We start from the raw sequence: 19,309 nt of genomic DNA, 5'->3' as shown, positions 1-19,309 counted from the left end.
CCCTCCTGGCCGGGCCGGCGCTGGCGCCGCATTGTTCACGTTTCATCTCGGTTTGAAAGCGAGGGCGTGGCATACAGGGTGACGATGCGAATCGATTGGCGAACATGAGCGAAAACGATCTGTTTGGCGATCTGGGCGGCGGTGGGGCAGAGCGTCCGCCGAACCCGCCAGATCAGCCCAAGGCCCTTGTCCCCGCAGCTGTGGCGGCCAAGAGCGCGGCGCGGCCGGTCGGCACGCCCGGGGAAGCGGGCTACAGCGCCTCCGACATCGAGGTGCTGGAGGGGCTGGAGCCCGTGCGCCGGCGGCCGGGCATGTATATCGGCGGAACCGACGAGAAGGCGCTGCACCACCTCTTCGCCGAAGTCATCGACAACTCGATGGACGAGGCGGTGGCCGGCCACGCCACCTTCATCGAGGTTGAGCTGGAGGCGTCTGGCCATCTCAGCGTCACGGATAATGGCCGCGGCATCCCCGTCGATCCGCATCCGAAGTTCCCGGGCAAGTCGGCGCTCGAGGTCATCATGACCACGCTGCATGCGGGCGGCAAGTTCGACTCGAAGGTCTATGAAACCTCGGGCGGCCTGCACGGCGTCGGCATATCGGTGGTCAATGCACTGTCCGACGAGCTTGAGGTGGAGGTTGCGCGCTCGCAGACGCTCTATCGCCAGCGCTTTTCGCGCGGGCATGCCGTGGGCGGGCTGGAAACGGTGGGCCGCGTGCAGAACCGGCGTGGCACGCGTGTGCGCTTCCATCCCGATGCCCAGATCTTCGGGCCTGGCGCGGCGTTCGATCCGGCGCGGCTCTTCCGTATGGCGCGTTCGAAGGCCTACCTGTTCGGCGGGGTCGAGATCCGCTGGAAATGCGACCCCGCGCTGCTTGAGGGCCGGGACATCGCTGCGGAGGCTGTGTTCCGCTTCCCGGGCGGGCTGAAGGACTATCTGGCGCGCGACATCGGGGGAAAGGACCTCGTGGTCGACAACATCTTCGCAGGCAAGATCACCAGGCCAGGCGGGCATGGCTCGCTCGAGTGGGCCATCGCATGGCTGGCTACTGGCGAGGACGGGTTCTCTTCGAGCTACTGCAACACCATCCCCACGGGTGACGGCGGCACGCATGAGCAGGGCCTGCGGGTCGCGTTGCTGCGCGGCCTGCGCGACCATGCCGAGCGCATCGGCCAATCGCGCCGCATGAGCAACGTCACCACCGACGACGTGATGGCGACCTGCGCCGCCATGCTCTCGGTCTTCATCCGGGAGCCGGAATTCCAGGGCCAGACCAAGGACAAGCTGGCGACGCTGGAGGCGGCGCGCATCGTCGAGAGCGCAGTGCGTGACAGCTTCGATCATTGGTTGGCCGGCGCGCCAGCGCAAGCCACGCGCCTGCTGGACTGGACCGTGGACCGCGCCGACGAGCGCCTGCGTCGCCGGCTGGAGAAGGAGGTCTCGCGCAAGACCGCAACGCGCAAGCTGCGCCTGCCAGGCAAGCTGGCGGACTGTTCCAGCGCCGGAGCGGCGGGCTCGGAGCTGTTCATCGTCGAAGGCGACTCGGCTGGCGGCAGCGCAAAGCAGGCGCGCAACCGCGCCACACAGGCCGTGTTGCCGCTGCGGGGCAAGATCCTCAACGTCGCCAACGCCACGCGAGACAAGCTCAACGCCAACCAGCAGCTCCAGGATCTGGCGATGGCGCTCGGCTGCGGGCTCGGCAGCCAGTATCGCGACGACGAACTGCGCTACGAGAAGATCATCATCATGACCGACGCTGATGTGGACGGTGCGCACATCGCCTCGCTGCTGGTCACCTTCTTCTGGCGACAGATGCCCAAGCTGGTGGACAAGGGCCACCTGTATCTGGCGATCCCGCCGCTCTACAAGCTCGCCCTTGGCGGCAAGTCCGCCTATGCGCGGGACGACGCCCACAAGGACGAGCTGATCGCGACGCTGTTCAAGGGCAAGAAGCCGGAGATCAGCCGCTTCAAGGGCCTTGGCGAGATGATGCCGGCGCAGCTCAAGGAAACCACCATGGACCCCAAGGCGCGCACGCTGCTCAAGGTCGTGGTCGAGCATGACGCGCGGGACGAGACCGCCGACACGGTGGAGCGCCTGATGGGGAACAATCCGAAAGCCCGCTTCCTGTTCATCCAGGAGCGCGCGGCCTTCGCAAGCGATCTCGTCGATATCTGAGCGGCTGGAATCACCCTGTCCGCGCACAGGTTTTCCGGCGCAGGAGGGCCTGCGCCATCCCGGTCCAGATCGCCATTATCCCGTCCGCCGCCATCGTGCTGGCCCACGGCCCCATTTCGATGATGCCGGAGCGCTGCGGGCGCTGGCCGAGGCCTGGCGGGTCGCGGTCAAGGCGCATCCGGCCGAGCACCCTTGCCTCACCGGCCGGATGAGCTGCCAGCCCCCTCCCCCCGCGCCGCGCTTCGGCGACGGCTTGATGAGCGCGCTCTCGGGGCTCGCTTCGATCAGCGCGCGTTGACGCCGCACCGGGCGAAGCTGTCACGGAAGCCCGCCTGCCCTCTTCCGCATAGGGTGTCCGGTCGCCACCCGCCGCCCTCGATGCAAAGGCGCTGCGCTCATCAATCATTTACCCTGTTGCCGCATCATGACCTGAAGTCGAGTCCAGCGGGGCCCCCTTCATGCGTCCGGTCAATAACGTCGCCTCTGCGCTGCTGAACCATTTTCGGCGCGATGAGCGTGGCGAACTCGTGCCTGATCTCGCGAAGGCCGCCGTCGCAATCGCCTTTCTTTCAGTGATCGCGGCCAACATGATTGCCAAACCGATCGACGCGCACGAGAAAAGGGTCATGGCGGCGATTTCGGGCGAGGCTGCCAAGGGGCGGGCCGTGGACAGCGCGGCCACAGGCTCGCTGTCTTCGCGTGCGAACGCGACCAAGATCGATCCTTGCGTGCTGGACAACAGACGCTGAGGCTCAGGCTTCGAGCCAGTTGGCCAGCGCCTCACACACCGTATCGGGCGATTCAAGCGTCGAAAGATGCCCGCATCCGGGAATCGTCACGAGGCGCGCGTCAGCAATTCCCGCTGCGATCTCGGCGCTTTCCGCCGGCGGCGTGAGGATGTCCTCCGAACCGACCAGAACCAGTGTCGGGACCTTGATCGCACCGAATGCGGCCCGCGAATCCGGCCGGCCCATGATGGCGCGCTGCTGCCGTGCGAAGCCTGCCGCGCCTGTCTCCAGCGCCATGCGGCGAACGATCTCGCGCAGGGCCTGATCCTCACGGCGCGCCGGCGCCACAAGCCTTTGCCACATCATCGCCATAACGCGCTCGAACTGCCCGGCCTGCGCCAGCGCGATCATATCGGCGCGCAGTGCGTTGGTCTCGGGCGTGGCCGGCCTGGCGGATGTGTCGAGCAGGGCCAGGCGCGAGACGCGCCCGGGAGCCTGACGCATCACCTCGAAGGCGATGTATCCGCCCATGGACAGGCCGCAGAGCGCGAAACGGGACGGCGCGGCCGCCAGCAGCCTCTCAACAATGGCCCCGAGGCTTTCATCCAGCCGATGCTCGCGACCAGCACCTGCCGGCCAACGCCGAGACGACGCCATTGCGGCGCGTAAAGCTCGGCCGTGCAGGTGAGGCCGGGAACGAGGACAAGGGGCTCCGGCAAGCTCGAGTCTCCATGCAAGATGCGAAGTTCATTGACATTTACGACAACGTGCCGCAAGGCAGGCGCAGTCCGTGGGCGCGCAAGAGCACAGACGCGCCATCGGTCGCCCCGTCCGGAAAAGCGGGACCCGGTTTTTCGAGAGACGGAGCGGCAAATAGTAACATGCGCGGCATGCCGGTCCACATGGGACCGGGTCACGCCCGCATCTTGCGAAGCGCGTCATGTCCGCCAACCTTTCGAGCCACACCACATGTCATTTTCCGAACTGGGCCTGAGCGACAAGGTCCTCAGCGCCGTCACGTCGGCCGGCTACACCACGCCCACCCCGATCCAGGCGCAGGCCATCCCGCATGTCATGCAGCGCCGCGATGTGCTGGGCATCGCGCAGACAGGCACCGGCAAGACCGCCGCCTTCACCCTGCCGATGATCACCTTGCTCGAGCAGGGCCGCGCCAGGGCACGCATGCCGCGCACCCTCATCCTCGAGCCGACGCGTGAACTCGCCGCGCAGGTCGAGGAGAATTTCATCAAGTATGGCGTCAACAACAAGCTCAGCGTCGCGCTGCTGATCGGCGGCATGTCCTTCGGCGACCAGGACGTGAAGATCACGCGCGGCGTCGACGTGCTGATCGCCACGCCCGGACGCCTGCTCGACCACTACGAGCGCGGCAAGCTCCTGCTCACCGGCATCGAGATCCTCGTCATCGACGAGGCCGACCGCATGCTCGACATGGGCTTCATCCCCGACATCGAGCGCATCACCAAGCTGGTGCCCTTCACCCGGCAGACCCTGTTCTTCACGGCCACCATGCCGGCGGAGATCACGCGGATCACCGAGCAATTCCTGCACAATCCCGTCCGCATCGAGGCATCGCGGCCCGCAACGGCAGCAACGACGATCACGCAGCGGCTCGTTGCCTCGCACGGCAAGGACTTCGAGAAGCGCGAGACGCTCCGGCGCCTCATCACGGAGGGGGTAGACTTCAACACCGCCATCGTCTTCGCCAACCGCAAGACCGAGGTGGCGAACCTGCACCGCTCCCTGCTGCGGCACAATTTCAAGGCCGTGGCGCTGCACGGCGACCTTGACCAGCGTGCCCGCATGGCCGCTCTCGATGCGTTCAAGACCGGCGGCGCGAACATTCTGGTGGCGTCGGACGTGGCCGCCCGCGGCCTCGACATCCCGGATGTGAGCCATGTCTTCAACTATGACGTGCCCTTCCACGCCGATGATTACGTGCACCGCATCGGCCGCACGGGCCGCGCGGGCCGTCTCGGCGCCGCCTTCTCGATCGTGACGCGCCACGATGAGAAGATGGTCGCGGCGATCGAGCGTCTCATCGGCACGACCATTCCCTGGGAGGGGCCGACCCTTGCCGAACTGGGCCCCTCGACCGCGACGGATGAGGACCGCGGTCGTCCGCGCGGCGCGCGGGCGAAGCCCGACCGCAACCGGGGACGCGACCGCACGCCCAAGCGTGACCCGCTGATGCCGGAGGCCTCCCGAGAGCCCTTCGTGGCGGCGCCGGCTGCCGCGCGAGCGGCTGCTCCGGAACCCGAGCGCAAGGCGAAGCCAGCGAAGGCCGCCGAAACAGCCCGCACCCCACGCGCCGAACGCGAAGCGCCCGGCACCGCCCGCCGCAGCGAAAAGGAAAGGCCGAAGCCTCCGCGCCCCGCTTCCCGGCCTGCGCGAGAGCCGGAAGACGACCGGCCCGTCAAGGGACTTGGCGAACACATGCCGGCCTTCCTGTTGCGGCCAGCAAAAAAAGCATGACCAGAAGAAGCATGACATTGAGCATCTGTTAAACGGCTCAATGTAGTGATCGGCGTGGTGGAGTATGGGGTTGCCTTGATGGGTTCCAACGCTTTGGGCGGGAGCGAGACAAGCATTGCCGGACAGGTGCTGTCCGAGCTGTCGCGACTCGGAATCGAGCCCTCGCCCCATGCGTTTGCTGTGTGGTTCACCCATCTTTCGGGCCAGGACCCTGCCCTGAGCGCAGCCATCCGCGAGCGCACGAACGCCGGCATGACGCTCACGGCCGAGGTCGTGGACAATCTGCACGAAAGCCACATCCTCAGCACCAAGACGCTGCGCGTCGCGGAGCGCTCCAGTCGCGCCGTGGTGATGGAAATCGACGGCATCGTCGAACTCATCCGCCTGTCGCTCGGCTCCAGCACAAGTTACAGCACGACGCTTTCCAAGCTGCTCGGCGATATGTTGACGACGAACGATCCGGCGGCTCTCAGGGAGATCGTCTCCACGCTGGTGAAGGCGACGGAGGAAACCCGCCAGATCAACGAGATGCTCGACAAGGGGCTGCGCGCAGCCCGAACGGAAGTCGACGAGTTGCGCAAGATGCTCGAGGACACGCGCCTCGATGCCCTCAAGGACGGTCTGACCGGCATATCCAACCGCCGCCATTTCGAGCAGGCCATGCAGGCGGCGATGGAAACCGCTGCGGAGACGCGCCGGCAATTCACGCTGCTCATGATCGATATCGATCACTTCAAGCAGTTCAACGATCAGCACGGTCACCTCACGGGAGACAAGGTGCTGCGCGTCGTGGCTCAGGCCCTGCGCGAGAAGTTTCCAACCCGAGCCACAGTCGCGCGCTATGGCGGCGAGGAGTTCGCGGTCATTCTGCCCGATGCCGACCTGATGGCGGGCTGGGTGGGCGCGGAGGCTGCGCGGCAGAGCATCCTCGGGCGCGAACTGGTCAAGCGTTCGACCGGCGAGAAGATCGGGCGCATCACGATATCGGTCGGGGTTGGCGCCTGGAAGCGCAATGACAGCAGCCTGAGCCTGATTTCGCGCACCGACGGAGCCCTGCTCAGAGCGAAGCGCTTCGGCCGCAACCGCACCGTCACCGAAGACCAGATGAGCCAGGACGCCGTCGCCTGACCACTGACGGGCCTGGCTTCAGCCGGTCGCCGCCATGTCCTTGCGCGGCGTGATCGCCACCGACTCACCGCAGCCGCAGGCTGAAGTCTGGTTTGGATTGTTGAAGACGAAAGTCGATGCAAGCTTGTCGATCTTGAAGTCCAGTTCCGTGCCGATCAGGAACATCACGGCCTTGCCCTCGACGATGACTTTCGCGCCGTCCTGCTCGACCACCTCGTCCCCCGCCCGAATGTCGCGCGCAATGTCGAAGGTGTACTCCATGCCGGCGCAGCCACCCTTCTTGATGCCAACCCTGAGGCCCAGCGCATCATCGGCCCTGGCCGCGATTTCACGCACGCGCGTGGCGGCGGCTTCGGTCAGGGTGATCACCTTGAGGCCGGGGATCGAGAACATCGCTCTTCCTTTCCGCTCGGGTTCAAGGCCCGGCGCAAGTGGACGGATGCCGGGAAGATAAGCGCTTCGCACCCTGACGTCGAGTGTCTTGGCAAGAGAGGCGGCGTTGCGCCGCCGTCACCACATGTCGAGCGCGACGCGGGCCTCGTCGGACATGCGCGACTGGTCCCATGGCGGATCGAAGGTCATGTTGACGCTGACCCCGGAGACGCCATGGACGGCGCCCACGGCGTTCTCCACCCAGCCAGGCATCTCGCCGGCCACGGGGCAGCCGGGGGCCGTCAGCGTCATGTCGACGGTGACGTGCCGCTCATCGGAAATGTCCACGCGGTAGATCAGGCCGAGCTCATAGATGTCGGACGGGATTTCCGGATCATAGACTGTCTTGAGCGCGGCTATGATGTCGTCCGTCAGGCGGTCGATATCCTCGGGCGCAAGCGTTCCGGCCGGCGCGATGGTCGGAGCGTTGGGCTTGATCTCGGCGGTGTCGGTCACGGCAATCACCTCACGCAAACAGGCTCTCGGCTTTGGCCAAGGCTTCTGCAAGCTTATCGACTTCCTCGATGGTGTTATAGAGGCCAAATGAAGCGCGGCAGGTCGAGGTCACGCCGAAGCGCGTCATCAGCGGCATGGTGCAGTGCGTGCCGGCCCGCACCGCCACGCCCGACCGATCGATCACTGTCGCCACATCATGGGCATGGGCTCCCGCCATCTCGAAGGACACGATCGCGCCCTTCTCCCGCGCCTTGCCGATGATCCGGATCGAGTTCATGCGCCCGAGGCGATCATGGGCGTGGTCACGCAGCCGGTTCTCGTGAGCCAGGATGTTTTCGGGGCCAAGCGCCATCATGTATTTGAGGGCTGCCCCAAGGCCGACCGCCTCGATGATGGCGGGCGTGCCGGCTTCAAAACGATGCGGTGGATCATTGTAGGTCACGGTGTCGGTCGTCACCGTCACGATCATCTCGCCGCCCCCCTCGAACGGCGGCAGCTTGTCCAGCCAGGCCTTGCTGCCCCAGACAGCGCCGATGCCGGTGGGGCCATAGACCTTGTGGCCGGTGAACACATAGAAATCCGCGCCGAGCGTCTGCACGTCTACCGGCAGATGCACCGCGCCCTGGCTGCCGTCCACGACAAGCGGGATGCCTGCGGCCCGGGTGATCTTCGACACTGCCTCGATCGGCACGATGGTGCCCAGCGCGTTCGACATGTGCGTCAGCGCCACCACCTTGGTGCGCGGCGTCACAAGCTTCTGGAACTCGTCGAGGAGGAAATTGCCGTCCTCGTCCACCGGAGCCCACCTGATGACCGCGCCGTGCCGCTCGCGCCAGAAGTGCCAGGGCACGATGTTGGAGTGGTGCTCCATGATCGAAAGGATGATCTCGTCGCCCTCGCCGATGGCCAGATGGCGGCCGAGGCAGGAGGCGAGCATGTTCAGCCCGCCCGTCGAGGACCGCGTGAAGATGATCTCCTCGGTGCTTGGGGCATTGAGGAAAGCCCGCACCGTTTCGCGCGCATCCTCATAGGCTTCCGTCGAGGCATTGGCGAGATAGTGCAGCCCGCGATGAACGTTGGCGTAATCCTCGGACATCAGCCGGATCATCGCATCCATCACCTGTCGCGGCTTCTGCGCCGAGGCGCCATTGTCGAGATAGACCAGCGGCTTGCCATAAACCTCGCGCGCCAGGATCGGGAAATCCCTGCGAATGGCGACGACGTCATAGGGCCTTGCAATGGCATTCATGCGGTGTGCCTCTTTGTCTGTCGTGCGGCTGCATATTCCCGCCGAACGCGCCGCTTCAGCGGCGGCGCGTTCTTGTCCCGGCTCAGCTGCGGCGAGCCTGAGCCCGCGCCGCGCGGGCTTCAAGCCAGTCGCGGACGAGGCGATGCAGAACCTCGCGCACGGCCTCGTGACCGATGAAATCGATCGCCTCGCCGACGAAGCTTTCAACCATCAGGGCTTCGGCATCGGCCTTCGAGATGCCGCGTGACATCAGGTAGAACAGAAGGTCATCATCCAGCGCGCCGCAGGTCGCGCCATGGGCGCAGGCCACGTCGTCGGCGAAGATCTCGAGTTCCGGCTTGTTATACATGGCGGCGTCTTCGCTCAGCAGCACGGCATTGGAGGCCATGCGGCCATCGGTCTTCTGCGCATGCGGCTGGACGATGATCTTGCCCTGAAACACGCCAGAGGCCTCGTCATCGATGATGGTGCGGAACAGTTCGCGGCTTTCCCCGCCCGGTTCGGCGGCATGCTCGACCACCAGGGTGGAGTCGGCATGCTGGCGGCCCCGCAACAGGGTTGCGCCGTTGATCTGCGCGCGGGCGTCGCCTCCGGAGAATCGCGCATAGGCCTGATGGCGGACCACAGCGCCGCGCAGCGCGACGTTCACCGAGGTCAGCGAGGTTTCCTCGCCGAGATCGGCAGTGAGCGTCGAAAGGGCGATGGCCCCTTCACTGTTGAGCCCGAGGCGCACATGCTGCACGACCGAACGGTCCGCGGCGAAGATCTCGAGCGCGGTGTTGGGCTGGTGCGCGAGCGCGCCCTGCCCTTCATGGCTCTCGATCAGCGTCACCCTGGCGCCGGCCTCGACCACGAGAAGCACCCGCGCCGCCGTGGACACGGCGCTGGCGCCGGCGGTGACGAAGCGTAGCGCGACAGGCTCGGCCACATCCGCCCCCGCCGCCACATGGATGATCGCGCCATCGGTCATGAAGGCCGTGTTCAGCGCCAGCGCGGTGTCGCCCTGCGCCAGTGCGAGGGAGCCGAGCTTGTCCAGCAACGGGTGGCCCGCCGTGAGCGCGTCCGCCAGCGTCACGATGTCGACGCCTGCTGGAACGGAGCCCCCGGTGCGCACATGATGGCCGTTGACGAAGGACAGCGTGACCGCGCCCTGACCGGCCAGCGGGCTTTCGCCATTGAGCGCCGCAGTCGCCTCAGCCTCGTTCGGCCGGTCGGCAAGCGGGGCGGCCTCGCGCATCAAGGCGCGAAGGTCGGTGTATTTCCAGGCCTCGACGCGGCGATGGGGCAGCCCCGTCGCCACGAACCGGGCGAAGGCCATCTCGCGCTGGAGCGGCAGGCCCGGCAGCGAGGCCTTCACAACGGGGAAGCGCTCGATGAGCGCCGTCTCCGCCGCGCTGCGGATGGGTGTGACCTTGGCGTTCATGACCATCTCACGCCGCGCTCTGGTAATCGCGGTAGCCATTGGCCTCGAGCTCGAGCGCAAGCTCCGGCCCGCCGGTCTTCACGATCACGCCGCGGCTCATGACATGCACCGTGTCCGGCTTGATGTAGTCGAGCAGGCGCTGATAGTGCGTGATGACGAGGAAGGCATGCTCGGGGTCGCGGCGGGCATTGACGCCCTCGGCCACGATCTTGAGCGCGTCGATGTCGAGGCCGGAATCGGTCTCGTCCATGATCGACATCCTGGGCTCAAGCAGGGTCATTTGCAGGATTTCCATGCGCTTCTTCTCGCCACCGGAAAAGCCGACATTGAGCGGGCGGCGCAGCATGTCCTTGGGGATGCCGAGCCGATCTGCCGCCGCGTTGACACGCTTGATGAAGTCAGGCGTGGTCAATTCAGCCTCGCCGCGCTGCTTGCGCTGCGCGTTCATCGCCGCCTTCAGGAAGGTCATGGTGGCGACACCGGGGATTTCCATCGGATACTGGAATGCCAGGAACAGCCCGGCGGCGGCCCGCGCATCGGGCTCCATCTCGAGGATGTTCACGCCGTCGAGCAGCACTTCACCATCCAGGACCTCATAATCGGGCTTGCCCGCTATGACATAGGACAGCGTGGACTTGCCGGAGCCGTTCGGTCCCATGATCGCAGCGACCTCGCCCTTGTGGACCTTGAGGGTCAGGCCATTGAGGATCTTCTTGTCCTCATCGGCGATCTTGACGTGAAGGTTGTTGATTTCGAGCATGGTGATGTCCTTCAGTTCTATTTCAGGCGCGGAGCGAGCCAAGCCGCAACGCTGGTTTGGAGTTGCTCGACTTGCATCAGCTGTTGAGCGACCGTCTTCGCCTCAACAGTGGGCAATCGGGCTGATGATGTTGGATAGCGATACAAGGTCGCTGAGCGGCTGAGTTCGCCAAACCCATAGAAGGTCTCGCGAAAATCATGGCCCTCCGGCAAAATGGCTGACAGAGCGGCGATGTTGTGGGTGTTGGAAGCCAATACGCCTTCCCACTCGAGGACAGCGCGCAGCAGCTTTTCGACCGCCTGTTGCACGTGAAAAGCCGCGCTCTCTGGCTGCGCCGCATTGAGCAGCCTTGCTGATTCCATGTCACGTGAAGCGAGTGCCATGAAAGCCTCAACCCGGCGACGCTTCAAAGACTTTTCGTCCATGATTCATCACCTGTGAAACAAGGGTCGTCGGCAGAAGTTGGCCAATCTGGTAATCATCGGCCGTGCAAGGCACCACATCACATCCGACCCATGTGCCATGTGTGGGCTTGTAGACCGTCAGGTATTCGTCCGTGCCAAAATCATGTCCAGGCTTTGCAACGACCAGCAGGTCAAAATCGCTTTCCGGCCTGTGATCGCCGCGCGCGCGGCTGCCGAACAGCCAGATCGCCTGCGGATCAAGCGCCGACACAAGCCGCGCGACAAGGCCCTGCAAGGCCTCGTCTTCGCTGGCATAGATGCCGATGTTGGGGCGGATGGTGGTCATGTTTGCACTAAATGTCTTTTCTCATAAGATAGATTCGTACATCGGTTAATCGCCAAAAATGCAAATTACCGAAGCACGCGATGTCAGGAACTAATTTGGTCTCTGACATGCGCTTCCGCCACTTTCTGCGCGATCGAGTTTATGACGATCAATGCAGTGTCTTTAGCTTTGGCATGCTCCAAGATTTCATCATTCACCGAAATCTCGCCTAAGTTGTCGATTGAAAATGTGCATGTCGTTTCACGAAAATATAAACGCACCGAGTTCACATCGACATCATACAGAACACCAACATTTGGATATCCCTCGATGCCCGTATCAATAACATTTTTGATCACTTCAAACTGATTCTGTCCTTCTTTCTTGAAAGACAAAATCCGATTGCCCCAATCAGAAACCTTTACAGAAAAACAACTCACCCCACGCTCCCCTCAAGCGAGATGCTGATCAGCTTCTGCGCTTCCACCGCAAACTCCATCGGAAGTTGCTGGAGCACGTCCTTGACGAAGCCGTTGACGATCAGCGCCGTACTTTCCTCGGCGCTGAGCCCGCGCTGCATGCAGTAGAACAGCTGGTCCTCCGAGATCTTCGAAGTGGTGGCCTCATGCTCGAAGGTGGCGCTAGAGGTCTTGCTCTCGATGTAGGGAACGGTGTGGGCACCGCACTGGTTGCCGATCAGCAATGAGTCGCAATTGGTGAAGTTGCGGGCGTTCGTGGCCTTGCGGTGCGCCGAGACGAGCCCGCGATAGGTGTTCTGCGAGCGGCCGGCGCTGATGCCCTTGGAGATGATGCGGCTGGTGGTGTTCTTGCCCAGATGGATCATCTTGGTGCCTGAATCGACCTGCTGCATGCCGTTCGACACCGCGATGGAATAGAACTCGCCGCGGGAATTGTCGCCGCGCAGCACCACGGAGGGATACTTCCAGGTGATGGCGGAGCCGGTCTCCACCTGCGTCCAACTGATCTTGGAGTTGCGGCCGCGACAATCGCCGCGCTTGGTGACGAAGTTGTAGATGCCGCCCTTGCCGTTCGCGTCGCCGGGATACCAGTTCTGCACGGTCGAATACTTGATCTCGGCATCGTCCATGGCGATCAGCTCGACCACGGCGGCATGAAGCTGATTCTCGTCGCGCTGCGGGGCCGTGCAGCCTTCGAGATAGCTCACATAGGAGCCCTCTTCGGCGATGATGAGCGTGCGCTCGAACTGGCCGGTGTTCTTCTCGTTGATGCGGAAATAGGTCGAAAGCTCCATCGGGCAGCGCACGCCCTTGGGGATGTAGACGAAGGACCCATCCGTGAAGACGGCCGTGTTGAGCGTGGCGTAGTAGTTGTCGGTCGGCGGGACCACCGTGCCGATATACTTGCGCACCAGTTCCGGGTGCTCCTGCAGAGCATCCGAGATCGAGCAGAAGATCACCCCGGCCTTGGCCAGCTCGGCGCGGAAGGTCGTCACCACCGAGACGGAATCGAACACCGCATCCACCGCCACGCGGTTCTGCGGCTCGACGCCGGCAAGGATTTCCTGCTCGCGCAGCGGGATGCCGAGCTTCTTGTAGGCGTCGAGGATGGCCGGATCGACCTCGTCGAGCGACTTCGGCGCACCGTTCATCTTGGGCGCGGCATAGTAATAGATGTCCTGGAAATCGATGGGCGGATAATCGACGCGGGCCCATTTCGGCTCCTGCATGGTCTTCCAGCGCCGGAAGGCGTCAAGCCGCCATTCCAGCATCCATTCAGGCTCCTTCTTGCGGGCCGAGATGTAGCGGACAGTGTCCTCGGTGAGGCCCTTTGCGGGCTTCTCCATCTCGACCTCTGTGACGAAGCCGTGCTTGTATTCCGAAACATCGATCGCTTTGACCTTATCGATGGTTTCCTGAACAGCGGGCATTTCAAGTCCTCCTCATCCGATGCGGGTTCAAGGCCCGCTGGTGGGTCATTCCGTGTGACGGGTCAGGCTGCTGCCTGGGCCCTTTTTTGCGAGGCCGCCGCCAGAACCCTGGCGTAAGCCGCAAGAAAACGTTCGATATCCACCTCGGCGGTGCCGAGGCCGAGGCTGACGCGGATGGCGCCGGCAGCAAGCTCCGGCTCCACCCCCATGGCAGCCAGAACATGCGATTGGCGCACCTTGCCTGACGAACAGGCCGAGCCGGATGAAACTGATACGCCGGCAAGATCAAGCAGGATCAGCGCGTTATCGGCGCGGACCTGTGGCGTCGCGAAGCAACTGGTGTTCGCAAGGCGCGGCGCAGCCGCTCCGAAGACCACCGTATCGGGCGCCATCGCGCCAAGCGCGGCCTCCAGCCCGTCGCGCAGCCGGCCCTGACGCTCGGCCTCAGCCTCGATCTGCGCGCAGGCAAGCTCCGACGCAACGCCGAAGCCGACGATGCCGGGCACGTTCTCGGTGCCGGCGCGCGCGCCCTTCTCCTGCCCGCCGCCGCGGATCAACCTGTCGCTCACCGTGATGCGGCCCGAGCCGAAGACAACGGCGCCGACGCCCTTGGGCCCGCCGAGCTTGTGCGCGGAGAGCGTGAGCGCATCCACGCCGAGCGTGCTCATGTCGATCGTGATCTTGCCAGCCGCCTGCACGGCATCGACATGCAGCAGCGCGTCCGCCTGCCGGCAGATCAGGCCGATCTCGGCGATGGGCTGGATGACGCCCGTCTCATTGTTGGCCATGTGGATGGACACCAGCGCCCTGCCCTCCCCGCCCGCCGCCAGCGCAGCGCGCAAGGCGTCGAGGTTGACGAGGCCATCGGCCGTCACAGGCAGAGCCTCGACCTGCTCCGCCGCGAAACGATGGCCCTCGCGCACGCAGGCATGTTCCGTGACGCTGGCGAGAAGCCGCGTGGTGGGCCTTCCGTCGTCCAGCGTCAGCGAAGGGGTGAGCGCAAAGGCGTTCGCTTCGGACCCTCCGCTCGTGAACACGACCATGGCGGAGGAGGCGCCGACGAGCCGGGCCACCTGCTCGCGCGCCCGCTCGATCGCGGCGCGGGCCGCCCGGCCCTCGGCATGAATTGACGAGGGATTGGCGAGGGCCAGGGCGCGCGCGACCGCATCGACCACCTCCGGACGGGCGGGGGCAGTCGCGTTCCAGTCCAGATAGCTGCGCTCGGCGCGGTTCATCCCGTCCTTTCGCCTCCGGCGATGACAATCGTCCTGTTTTCGGGCGCCCGGGTCGATCAGTGCTTGAATGCGCACCCATGAGCCGTGCTATACGCCCTCATCCATCCAGGTGGCCGACGCCGCGCGAACCAAGTATGTTCTTGTTGCGTTCAGGGCACTTAGAAGAATTCTAACAGCCTCAGATTTGGGCCGGCGGGCGGGATAAGTCAAGGGAGCCTGCGGGCTTTCACCTTCCCTCGCAGCCCGGCCGGATCGGCACGGCTAGCACCGCAGCAAGGGTCGAGCTTTCATGCCTGAAGTCATTTTCAATGGTCCCTCGGGACGCATCGAAGGCCGCTACCAGCCCTCGAAGAAGCGTAACGCTCCCCTTGCGATCGTCCTGCATCCCCACCCGCAGTTCGGCGGGACGATGAACAACCAGATCGTCTACAACCTCTTCTACACTTTCGTTGAGCGCGGCTTCTCGGCGCTGCGTTTCAATTTCCGGGGCGTTGGCCGCAGCCAGGGCGTGTTCGACCATGGCCAGGGCGAACTCTCGGACGCCGCATCGGCTCTGGACTGGGCGCAGGCGATCAATCCCGAGGCCAAGACCTGCTGGATCGCCGGCATCTCCTTCGGCGCCTGGATCGGCATGCAACTCCTGATGCGGCGACCGGAGATCGAAGGCTTCATCTCCATCGCGGCGATGGCGAACCGCTATGATTTCTCCTTCCTCGCGCCCTGCCCCTCCTCCGGCCTGTTCGTGCACGGCTCGGAAGATCGGGTGGCGCCGGTGAAGGACGTGATCGGCCTCATCGAGAAGGTCAAGACCCAGAAGGGCATCCAGATCGAGCACCAGACCGTCGAAGGCGCCAACCACTTCTTCGATGGCCGCGTGGATGAGCTGATGGCGACCGTGAACACCTATCTCGATAAGCGCGTCGGGCCGAAGCCGCCCAAGGAGTGAGGGATTGGGCCGGAGATTGCGGATATCGGCTCTTGTTGCGCTTGTCTTCGTTGTGGCCCTCATCGGCTTGACAACTCTAGCCTTGCGCTGGGCTTCGGATGTGCCAGGCGTGACATTCAGCGGGCAGCCGAAGCCACTGGGCAATGACGAAGCCGATCTCGTTGCGCGGCTTCGTGAACATGTGGCGACAATCGCTTCGCATGAGCGCAATGTGCCGGAAAACCCTCAGCACCTCGAAGCTGCGGCACGCTATATCGAGCGCCAGTTGACAGCACTTGGATACGAAGTCGAGAGCCAGAGCTACGACGCAAACGGACACACGGTTCGCAATCTCGCCGTTCGCATCGGCACGGATCTGCCGGGCAAACCAGCAATCGTGGTCGGCGCGCACTACGATTCGTTCGAAGGCACGCCTGGAGCCAACGACAACGCGTCAGGCACTGCCGTGCTGATCGAACTGGCACGACGTTTTCGTGACCTCGCAAACGAAGGGCGCGGACGGATCAGGCTGGCATTCTTCACCAACGAAGAACCACCCTATTTCCACACCCCGCTGATGGGCAGCTTCAAGTATGCGAAGATGCTCGCTGAGCGCAGCGAGAAGGTGAATGCCATGTATTCACTCGAGACGCTCGGCTACTTCTCAAATCGCCCGCGGTCGCAACGTTATCCGTTTCCGCTCGGGTTCGTATATCCATCGCAGGGGGATTTCGTGGCCTTCGTCGCCATGACGCCTTCGCGGAAGCTGATGCAGGAGAGCATCGCGAAATTCAGGGAAACAGCCCAGGTGCCGTCTCAGGGTGGGGCTGCACCAGGGTTCCTGCCCGGCATCGACTGGTCTGATCACTGGTCGTTCGAGCAGTTCAACTACCCGGCGATCATGATCACCGACACAGCCTATTTTCGTGATCCGGATTACCACAAGCCGACCGACACGCCGGAGAAGCTTGACTATGAAAAGCTCGGCCGCGTGACCATCGCAGTTGAAGCAATGATCAGGAAGCGGTTCGCTGCGGCAATCGGGGCAAGTGTTCCGCCGCAGGATTGAGATGTGGCAATCCGGTTCCATCAGTTGCAAGCAAGCGGACAGCTTACCGGCGATATCAGCGAGCGCATCATGGCAAGGTGGTGGCCTCAAAAGCCGTCGGAGAATTGCCGTAAGCGCTACGCGTCATTCAGGCAGAAAGCAGGCAACTGGTTCCTGGCTTCGACGAGGCTGTGCTCGCTCATGGCCAGAATATAGCCAGACACTGGCTATCGTTCAAACTCACACCTTGAATCCACCCGCCCTCAGCGCCTCCCGAAAAGCCTCGCACTCCGCAGCATCCGCATACGGCATGTGAAATACCTGATAACCAACCGACTTCGCCGCCGCGACATTCACCGCGCTGTCATCGACGAAGATAAGGTCTTGCGGACGCAGGCCGACGTCGCGGCAGAAACGGTGGTAGATCCGGTAATCCGGCTTCACCAGGTTGTGATCGCCCGACACCAGCGCATGGTCGAAGAGATTGAGGAAGTCAAAGCGGGCGCGCGCAACGTCGAACTTCTCGCGCGCGAAATTGGTGATGGCATGGACTGTGTGCCCGGCTTTCTTCAGCGCCCTGAGCGTCGCCACATTGTCCTCGATGGCGTGGGGCACGAATTCGGACCAGCGTTCGTCGAAAGCGCGCAAGGGCGCCGCATAGTGCGGGAAGGCGGCGGTCAACTCGCCGATGCCATCCCTGAAGGGGCGGCCTGCATCGAACTCGAGGTTGACCCACATCAGACGCGTTGAATCCAGAAACGCTTCGTAGTCCTTGTCATCATTGAAGTAAGTGCGAAGGATCGCATCCGGGTCCCAGCGGATCAGGATGTTGCCCACGTCGAACACGACCGCCTTGATTGCCGGCATTGTTGCCCCCTCTGTTCGGCTTGTCCACGAATCCGCTAGCGCGCCGCCGCCCGTTCCGTGTTAGACGCTGCCACGGTTTCGGGCCAGCCCCGGCGCCGCCCCCCCCTCATCGCAGTTTGCAGCCATGACCGATTTCACGCCCCGATCCGATTTCCTGCGAACCCTTCAGGAGCGCGGCTTCATTCATCAGTGCTCCGACATGGCAGGGCTCGACGCGCTCGCCGCCCAGGGCAAGGCGGTGGGGTATATCGGTTTCGACTGCACAGCGCCGTCGCTGCATGTGGGCTCGCTGGTGCAGATCATGACGCTGCACTGGCTGCAGCAGACCGGCAACAAGGCCATCGCGCTCATGGGCGGCGGCACGACGATGGTGGGCGACCCCTCCGGACGCGATGAGACGCGCAAGTTGCTGACGCCTGAGGACATCGTGGCCAACAAGCACGGCATCTTCAGCGTCTTCTCGCGCTTTCTGACCTTCGGCGACGGGACGAAGGACGCCATCACCGTCGACAATGCCGAGTGGCTGACCACGCTGAACTGGATCGAGATGCTGCGCGATGTCGGGCGGCACTTCTCGGTCAACCGGATGCTCTCGATGGATTCGGTGAGGCTGCGCCTCGAACGCGATCAGGAGATGAGCTTCATCGAGTTCAACTACATGATCCTTCAGGCCTATGACTTCACGGTGCTGGCGCGTCGCCACGGCTGCAACCTGCAGATGGGCGGCTCGGACCAGTGGGGGAACATCGTCAACGGCATCGATCTGGGCCGGCGCATGGGCACGCATCAGCTCTACGCCGTGACCACGCCGCTCCTGACCACCGCCTCGGGCGCGAAGATGGGCAAGACTGCGGCCGGGGCCGTGTGGCTGAACCGCGACATGCTCTCGCCCTATGATTACTGGCAGTTCTGGCGCAACAGCGAGGATGCGGATGTCTCGCGCTTCCTCAAGCTGTTCACCGTTCTGCCGATGGCGGAGATCGCGCGGCTTTCGGCGCTTCAGGGCGCGGAGATCAATGCGGCCAAGATCGCCCTCGCCACAGAGGCGACCGCCCTGCTTCATGGCCGCGATGCGGCCGAGGCAGCCGCCGAGACGGCCCGAAAGACCTTCGAGGAAGGCGCGCTCGCCGCAGACCTGCCGAGCGTGGAACTGAGCCAGGCCGAACTCGACGCCGGGCTTGGTCTGCTCAGCGCCTTCGTCAAGGCCGGCATCGTGCCCTCCACAGGCGAGGCGCGCCGCCAGATCAAGAGCGGCGGGCTGAAGCTCAACGATGCGGCCGTGCTTGACGAGCGCGCTGCGCTTTCCGCCGCCGACTTCAATGCCGACGGCGTCGCCAAGCTCTCGATGGGCAAGAAGAAGCATGTTCTGCTGAAGCTGGCTTGAGGGCGAAGGCGTCATCGCGAGCGGAGCGAAGCGATCCAGAAATGGGCGCACCGAGGCTGGATCGCTTCGCTGCGCTCGCGATGACTGCCCCTCACCCCGCGCGGCGCAGCAGGCTCACGTAAAACCCGTCCGTGCCGCCGCGCAGCGCGGTGAGTTGCAGGCCGTGGCCCTTGGGCGAGGCGCGCCGCCAGATCAAGAGCGGCGGGCTGAAGCTCAACGATGCGGCCGTGCTTGACGAGCGCGCTGCGCTTTCCGCCGCCGACTTCAATGCCGACGGCGTCGCCAAGCTCTCGATGGGCAAGAAGAAGCACGTTCTGCTGAAGCTGGCTTGAGGGCGAAGGCGTCATCGCGAGCGGAGCGAAG

The 19,309-nt window shown here is 64.1% G+C and carries 18 protein-coding genes and 2 pseudogenes; 8 read left to right on the top strand and 12 right to left on the bottom strand.

Annotation, left to right across the window (positions count from 1 at the left end):
• Positions 1–104: 104 nt before the first annotated feature.
• On the top strand, positions 105–2,180 hold the full coding sequence (parE, locus tag HEQ16_09865) for a DNA topoisomerase IV subunit B (GenBank protein MCO4054336.1): 2,076 nt from the start codon (positions 105–107) through the stop codon (positions 2,178–2,180).
• A 458-nt stretch (positions 2,181–2,638) separates the two neighbouring features.
• The gene (locus tag HEQ16_09860) at positions 2,639–2,929 is read left to right on the top strand and encodes a hypothetical protein (GenBank protein ID MCO4054335.1); all 291 of its coding nucleotides are present in this window, start codon (positions 2,639–2,641) and stop codon (positions 2,927–2,929) included.
• A gap of 3 nt (positions 2,930–2,932) precedes the next feature.
• Here HEQ16_09860 and HEQ16_09855 read toward each other — a convergent pair.
• A pseudogene (locus tag HEQ16_09855) lies at positions 2,933–3,627 on the bottom strand (alpha/beta fold hydrolase).
• Between the two features lie 250 nt (positions 3,628–3,877).
• Between HEQ16_09855 and HEQ16_09850 the strand changes: the two are divergent.
• On the top strand, positions 3,878–5,401 hold the full coding sequence (locus HEQ16_09850) for a DEAD/DEAH box helicase (GenBank protein MCO4054334.1): 1,524 nt from the start codon (positions 3,878–3,880) through the stop codon (positions 5,399–5,401).
• Positions 5,402–5,479: 78 nt separating this feature from the next.
• Positions 5,480–6,529 carry a GGDEF domain-containing protein gene (locus tag HEQ16_09845; protein MCO4054333.1) on the top strand — a complete coding sequence of 350 codons (1,050 nt, stop codon included), beginning with the start codon at positions 5,480–5,482 and terminating at the stop codon, positions 6,527–6,529.
• Between the two features lie 18 nt (positions 6,530–6,547).
• Here HEQ16_09845 and sufA read toward each other — a convergent pair whose 3' ends face one another.
• The 10 genes from sufA to HEQ16_09795 all read right to left on the bottom strand — a co-directional run bounded on the left by sufA (position 6,548) and on the right by HEQ16_09795 (position 14,722).
• Positions 6,548–6,922: a Fe-S cluster assembly scaffold SufA gene (sufA, locus tag HEQ16_09840; GenBank protein ID MCO4054332.1), complete on the bottom strand. Its 375-nt coding sequence runs from the start codon at positions 6,920–6,922 to the stop codon at positions 6,548–6,550.
• A 117-nt stretch (positions 6,923–7,039) separates the two neighbouring features.
• The gene (locus HEQ16_09835; protein MCO4054331.1) at positions 7,040–7,417 is read right to left on the bottom strand and encodes an SUF system Fe-S cluster assembly protein; all 378 of its coding nucleotides are present in this window, start codon (positions 7,415–7,417) and stop codon (positions 7,040–7,042) included.
• Between the two features lie 10 nt (positions 7,418–7,427).
• Positions 7,428–8,666 carry a SufS family cysteine desulfurase gene (gene sufS / locus HEQ16_09830; GenBank protein ID MCO4054330.1) on the bottom strand — a complete coding sequence of 413 codons (1,239 nt, stop codon included), beginning with the start codon at positions 8,664–8,666 and terminating at the stop codon, positions 7,428–7,430.
• An 82-nt stretch (positions 8,667–8,748) separates the two neighbouring features.
• Entirely contained in the window at positions 8,749–10,095 is a 1,347-nt protein-coding gene (gene sufD / locus HEQ16_09825; protein ID MCO4054329.1) for a Fe-S cluster assembly protein SufD, read from the bottom strand.
• Between the two features lies 1 nt (position 10,096).
• Complete coding sequence (sufC, locus tag HEQ16_09820; protein ID MCO4054328.1) at positions 10,097–10,849, bottom strand: Fe-S cluster assembly ATPase SufC; 753 nt, start codon at positions 10,847–10,849, stop codon at positions 10,097–10,099.
• Between the two features lie 17 nt (positions 10,850–10,866).
• Positions 10,867–11,274, bottom strand: a complete 408-nt coding sequence (locus HEQ16_09815) for a HEPN domain-containing protein (GenBank protein ID MCO4054327.1) — start codon at positions 11,272–11,274, stop codon at positions 10,867–10,869.
• Positions 11,240–11,599, bottom strand: a complete 360-nt coding sequence (locus HEQ16_09810; protein MCO4054326.1) for a nucleotidyltransferase domain-containing protein — start codon at positions 11,597–11,599, stop codon at positions 11,240–11,242. The genes HEQ16_09815 and HEQ16_09810 overlap by 35 nt, the downstream gene beginning before the upstream one ends.
• A gap of 83 nt (positions 11,600–11,682) precedes the next feature.
• On the bottom strand, positions 11,683–12,018 hold the full coding sequence (locus HEQ16_09805; GenBank protein MCO4054325.1) for a hypothetical protein: 336 nt from the start codon (positions 12,016–12,018) through the stop codon (positions 11,683–11,685).
• Complete coding sequence (gene sufB / locus HEQ16_09800; GenBank protein ID MCO4054324.1) at positions 12,015–13,487, bottom strand: Fe-S cluster assembly protein SufB; 1,473 nt, start codon at positions 13,485–13,487, stop codon at positions 12,015–12,017. Before sufB ends, HEQ16_09805 begins: the two co-directional genes overlap by 4 nt.
• Before the next feature lie 62 nt (positions 13,488–13,549).
• The gene (locus tag HEQ16_09795) at positions 13,550–14,722 is read right to left on the bottom strand and encodes a cysteine desulfurase (protein MCO4054323.1); all 1,173 of its coding nucleotides are present in this window, start codon (positions 14,720–14,722) and stop codon (positions 13,550–13,552) included.
• A gap of 289 nt (positions 14,723–15,011) precedes the next feature.
• Here HEQ16_09795 and HEQ16_09790 point away from each other — a divergent pair, with 289 nt between their 5' ends.
• Together HEQ16_09790 and HEQ16_09785 are read left to right on the top strand one after the other, a co-directional pair.
• The gene (locus HEQ16_09790; GenBank protein ID MCO4054322.1) at positions 15,012–15,668 is read left to right on the top strand and encodes an alpha/beta hydrolase; all 657 of its coding nucleotides are present in this window, start codon (positions 15,012–15,014) and stop codon (positions 15,666–15,668) included.
• Positions 15,669–15,672: 4 nt separating this feature from the next.
• A complete protein-coding gene (locus HEQ16_09785; protein MCO4054321.1) occupies positions 15,673–16,716 on the top strand; it encodes a M28 family peptidase in 1,044 nt (347 codons plus the stop codon).
• Between the two features lie 219 nt (positions 16,717–16,935).
• On the opposite strand, the gene HEQ16_09780 is transcribed toward HEQ16_09785, so the two are convergent.
• Entirely contained in the window at positions 16,936–17,562 is a 627-nt protein-coding gene (locus HEQ16_09780) for an HAD-IA family hydrolase (GenBank protein ID MCO4054320.1), read from the bottom strand.
• A gap of 124 nt (positions 17,563–17,686) precedes the next feature.
• Here HEQ16_09780 and HEQ16_09775 point away from each other — a divergent pair, with 124 nt between their 5' ends.
• Both HEQ16_09775 and HEQ16_09770 read left to right on the top strand, forming a co-directional pair.
• On the top strand, positions 17,687–18,946 hold the full coding sequence (locus HEQ16_09775; protein ID MCO4054319.1) for a tyrosine--tRNA ligase: 1,260 nt from the start codon (positions 17,687–17,689) through the stop codon (positions 18,944–18,946).
• Positions 18,947–19,119: 173 nt separating this feature from the next.
• Positions 19,120–19,278, top strand: a pseudogene (locus tag HEQ16_09770) (tyrosine--tRNA ligase).
• The last annotated feature ends 31 nt before the right edge of the window (positions 19,279–19,309 follow it).

This window comes from Bosea sp. (in: a-proteobacteria), assembly GCA_023910605.1.
Lineage (GTDB): Bacteria > Pseudomonadota > Alphaproteobacteria > Rhizobiales > Beijerinckiaceae > Allobosea.
This window is presented reverse-complemented; position numbering and strand designations above follow the sequence as displayed.

Bases quoted from the DNA above. Each gene is read 5' to 3' on its own strand.
- HEQ16_09810 (MCO4054326.1), bottom strand. From the start codon at position 11,599: ATGACCACCATCCGCCCCAACATCGGCATCTATGCCAGCGAAGACGAG.
- HEQ16_09860 (MCO4054335.1), top strand. From the start codon at position 2,639: ATGCGTCCGGTCAATAACGTCGCCTCTGCGCTGCTGAACCATTTTCGG.
- HEQ16_09780 (MCO4054320.1), bottom strand. From the start codon at position 17,562: ATGCCGGCAATCAAGGCGGTCGTGTTCGACGTGGGCAACATCCTGATC.
- sufD (MCO4054329.1), bottom strand. From the start codon at position 10,095: ATGGTCATGAACGCCAAGGTCACACCCATCCGCAGCGCGGCGGAGACG.
- sufB (MCO4054324.1), bottom strand. From the start codon at position 13,487: ATGCCCGCTGTTCAGGAAACCATCGATAAGGTCAAAGCGATCGATGTT.
- HEQ16_09790 (MCO4054322.1), top strand. From the start codon at position 15,012: ATGCCTGAAGTCATTTTCAATGGTCCCTCGGGACGCATCGAAGGCCGC.
- sufS (MCO4054330.1), bottom strand. From the start codon at position 8,666: ATGAATGCCATTGCAAGGCCCTATGACGTCGTCGCCATTCGCAGGGAT.
- HEQ16_09795 (MCO4054323.1), bottom strand. From the start codon at position 14,722: ATGAACCGCGCCGAGCGCAGCTATCTGGACTGGAACGCGACTGCCCCC.
- HEQ16_09850 (MCO4054334.1), top strand. From the start codon at position 3,878: ATGTCATTTTCCGAACTGGGCCTGAGCGACAAGGTCCTCAGCGCCGTC.
- HEQ16_09845 (MCO4054333.1), top strand. From the start codon at position 5,480: ATGGGTTCCAACGCTTTGGGCGGGAGCGAGACAAGCATTGCCGGACAG.
- HEQ16_09815 (MCO4054327.1), bottom strand. From the start codon at position 11,274: ATGGACGAAAAGTCTTTGAAGCGTCGCCGGGTTGAGGCTTTCATGGCA.
- HEQ16_09775 (MCO4054319.1), top strand. From the start codon at position 17,687: ATGACCGATTTCACGCCCCGATCCGATTTCCTGCGAACCCTTCAGGAG.
- sufC (MCO4054328.1), bottom strand. From the start codon at position 10,849: ATGCTCGAAATCAACAACCTTCACGTCAAGATCGCCGATGAGGACAAG.
- sufA (MCO4054332.1), bottom strand. From the start codon at position 6,922: ATGTTCTCGATCCCCGGCCTCAAGGTGATCACCCTGACCGAAGCCGCC.
- parE (MCO4054336.1), top strand. From the start codon at position 105: ATGAGCGAAAACGATCTGTTTGGCGATCTGGGCGGCGGTGGGGCAGAG.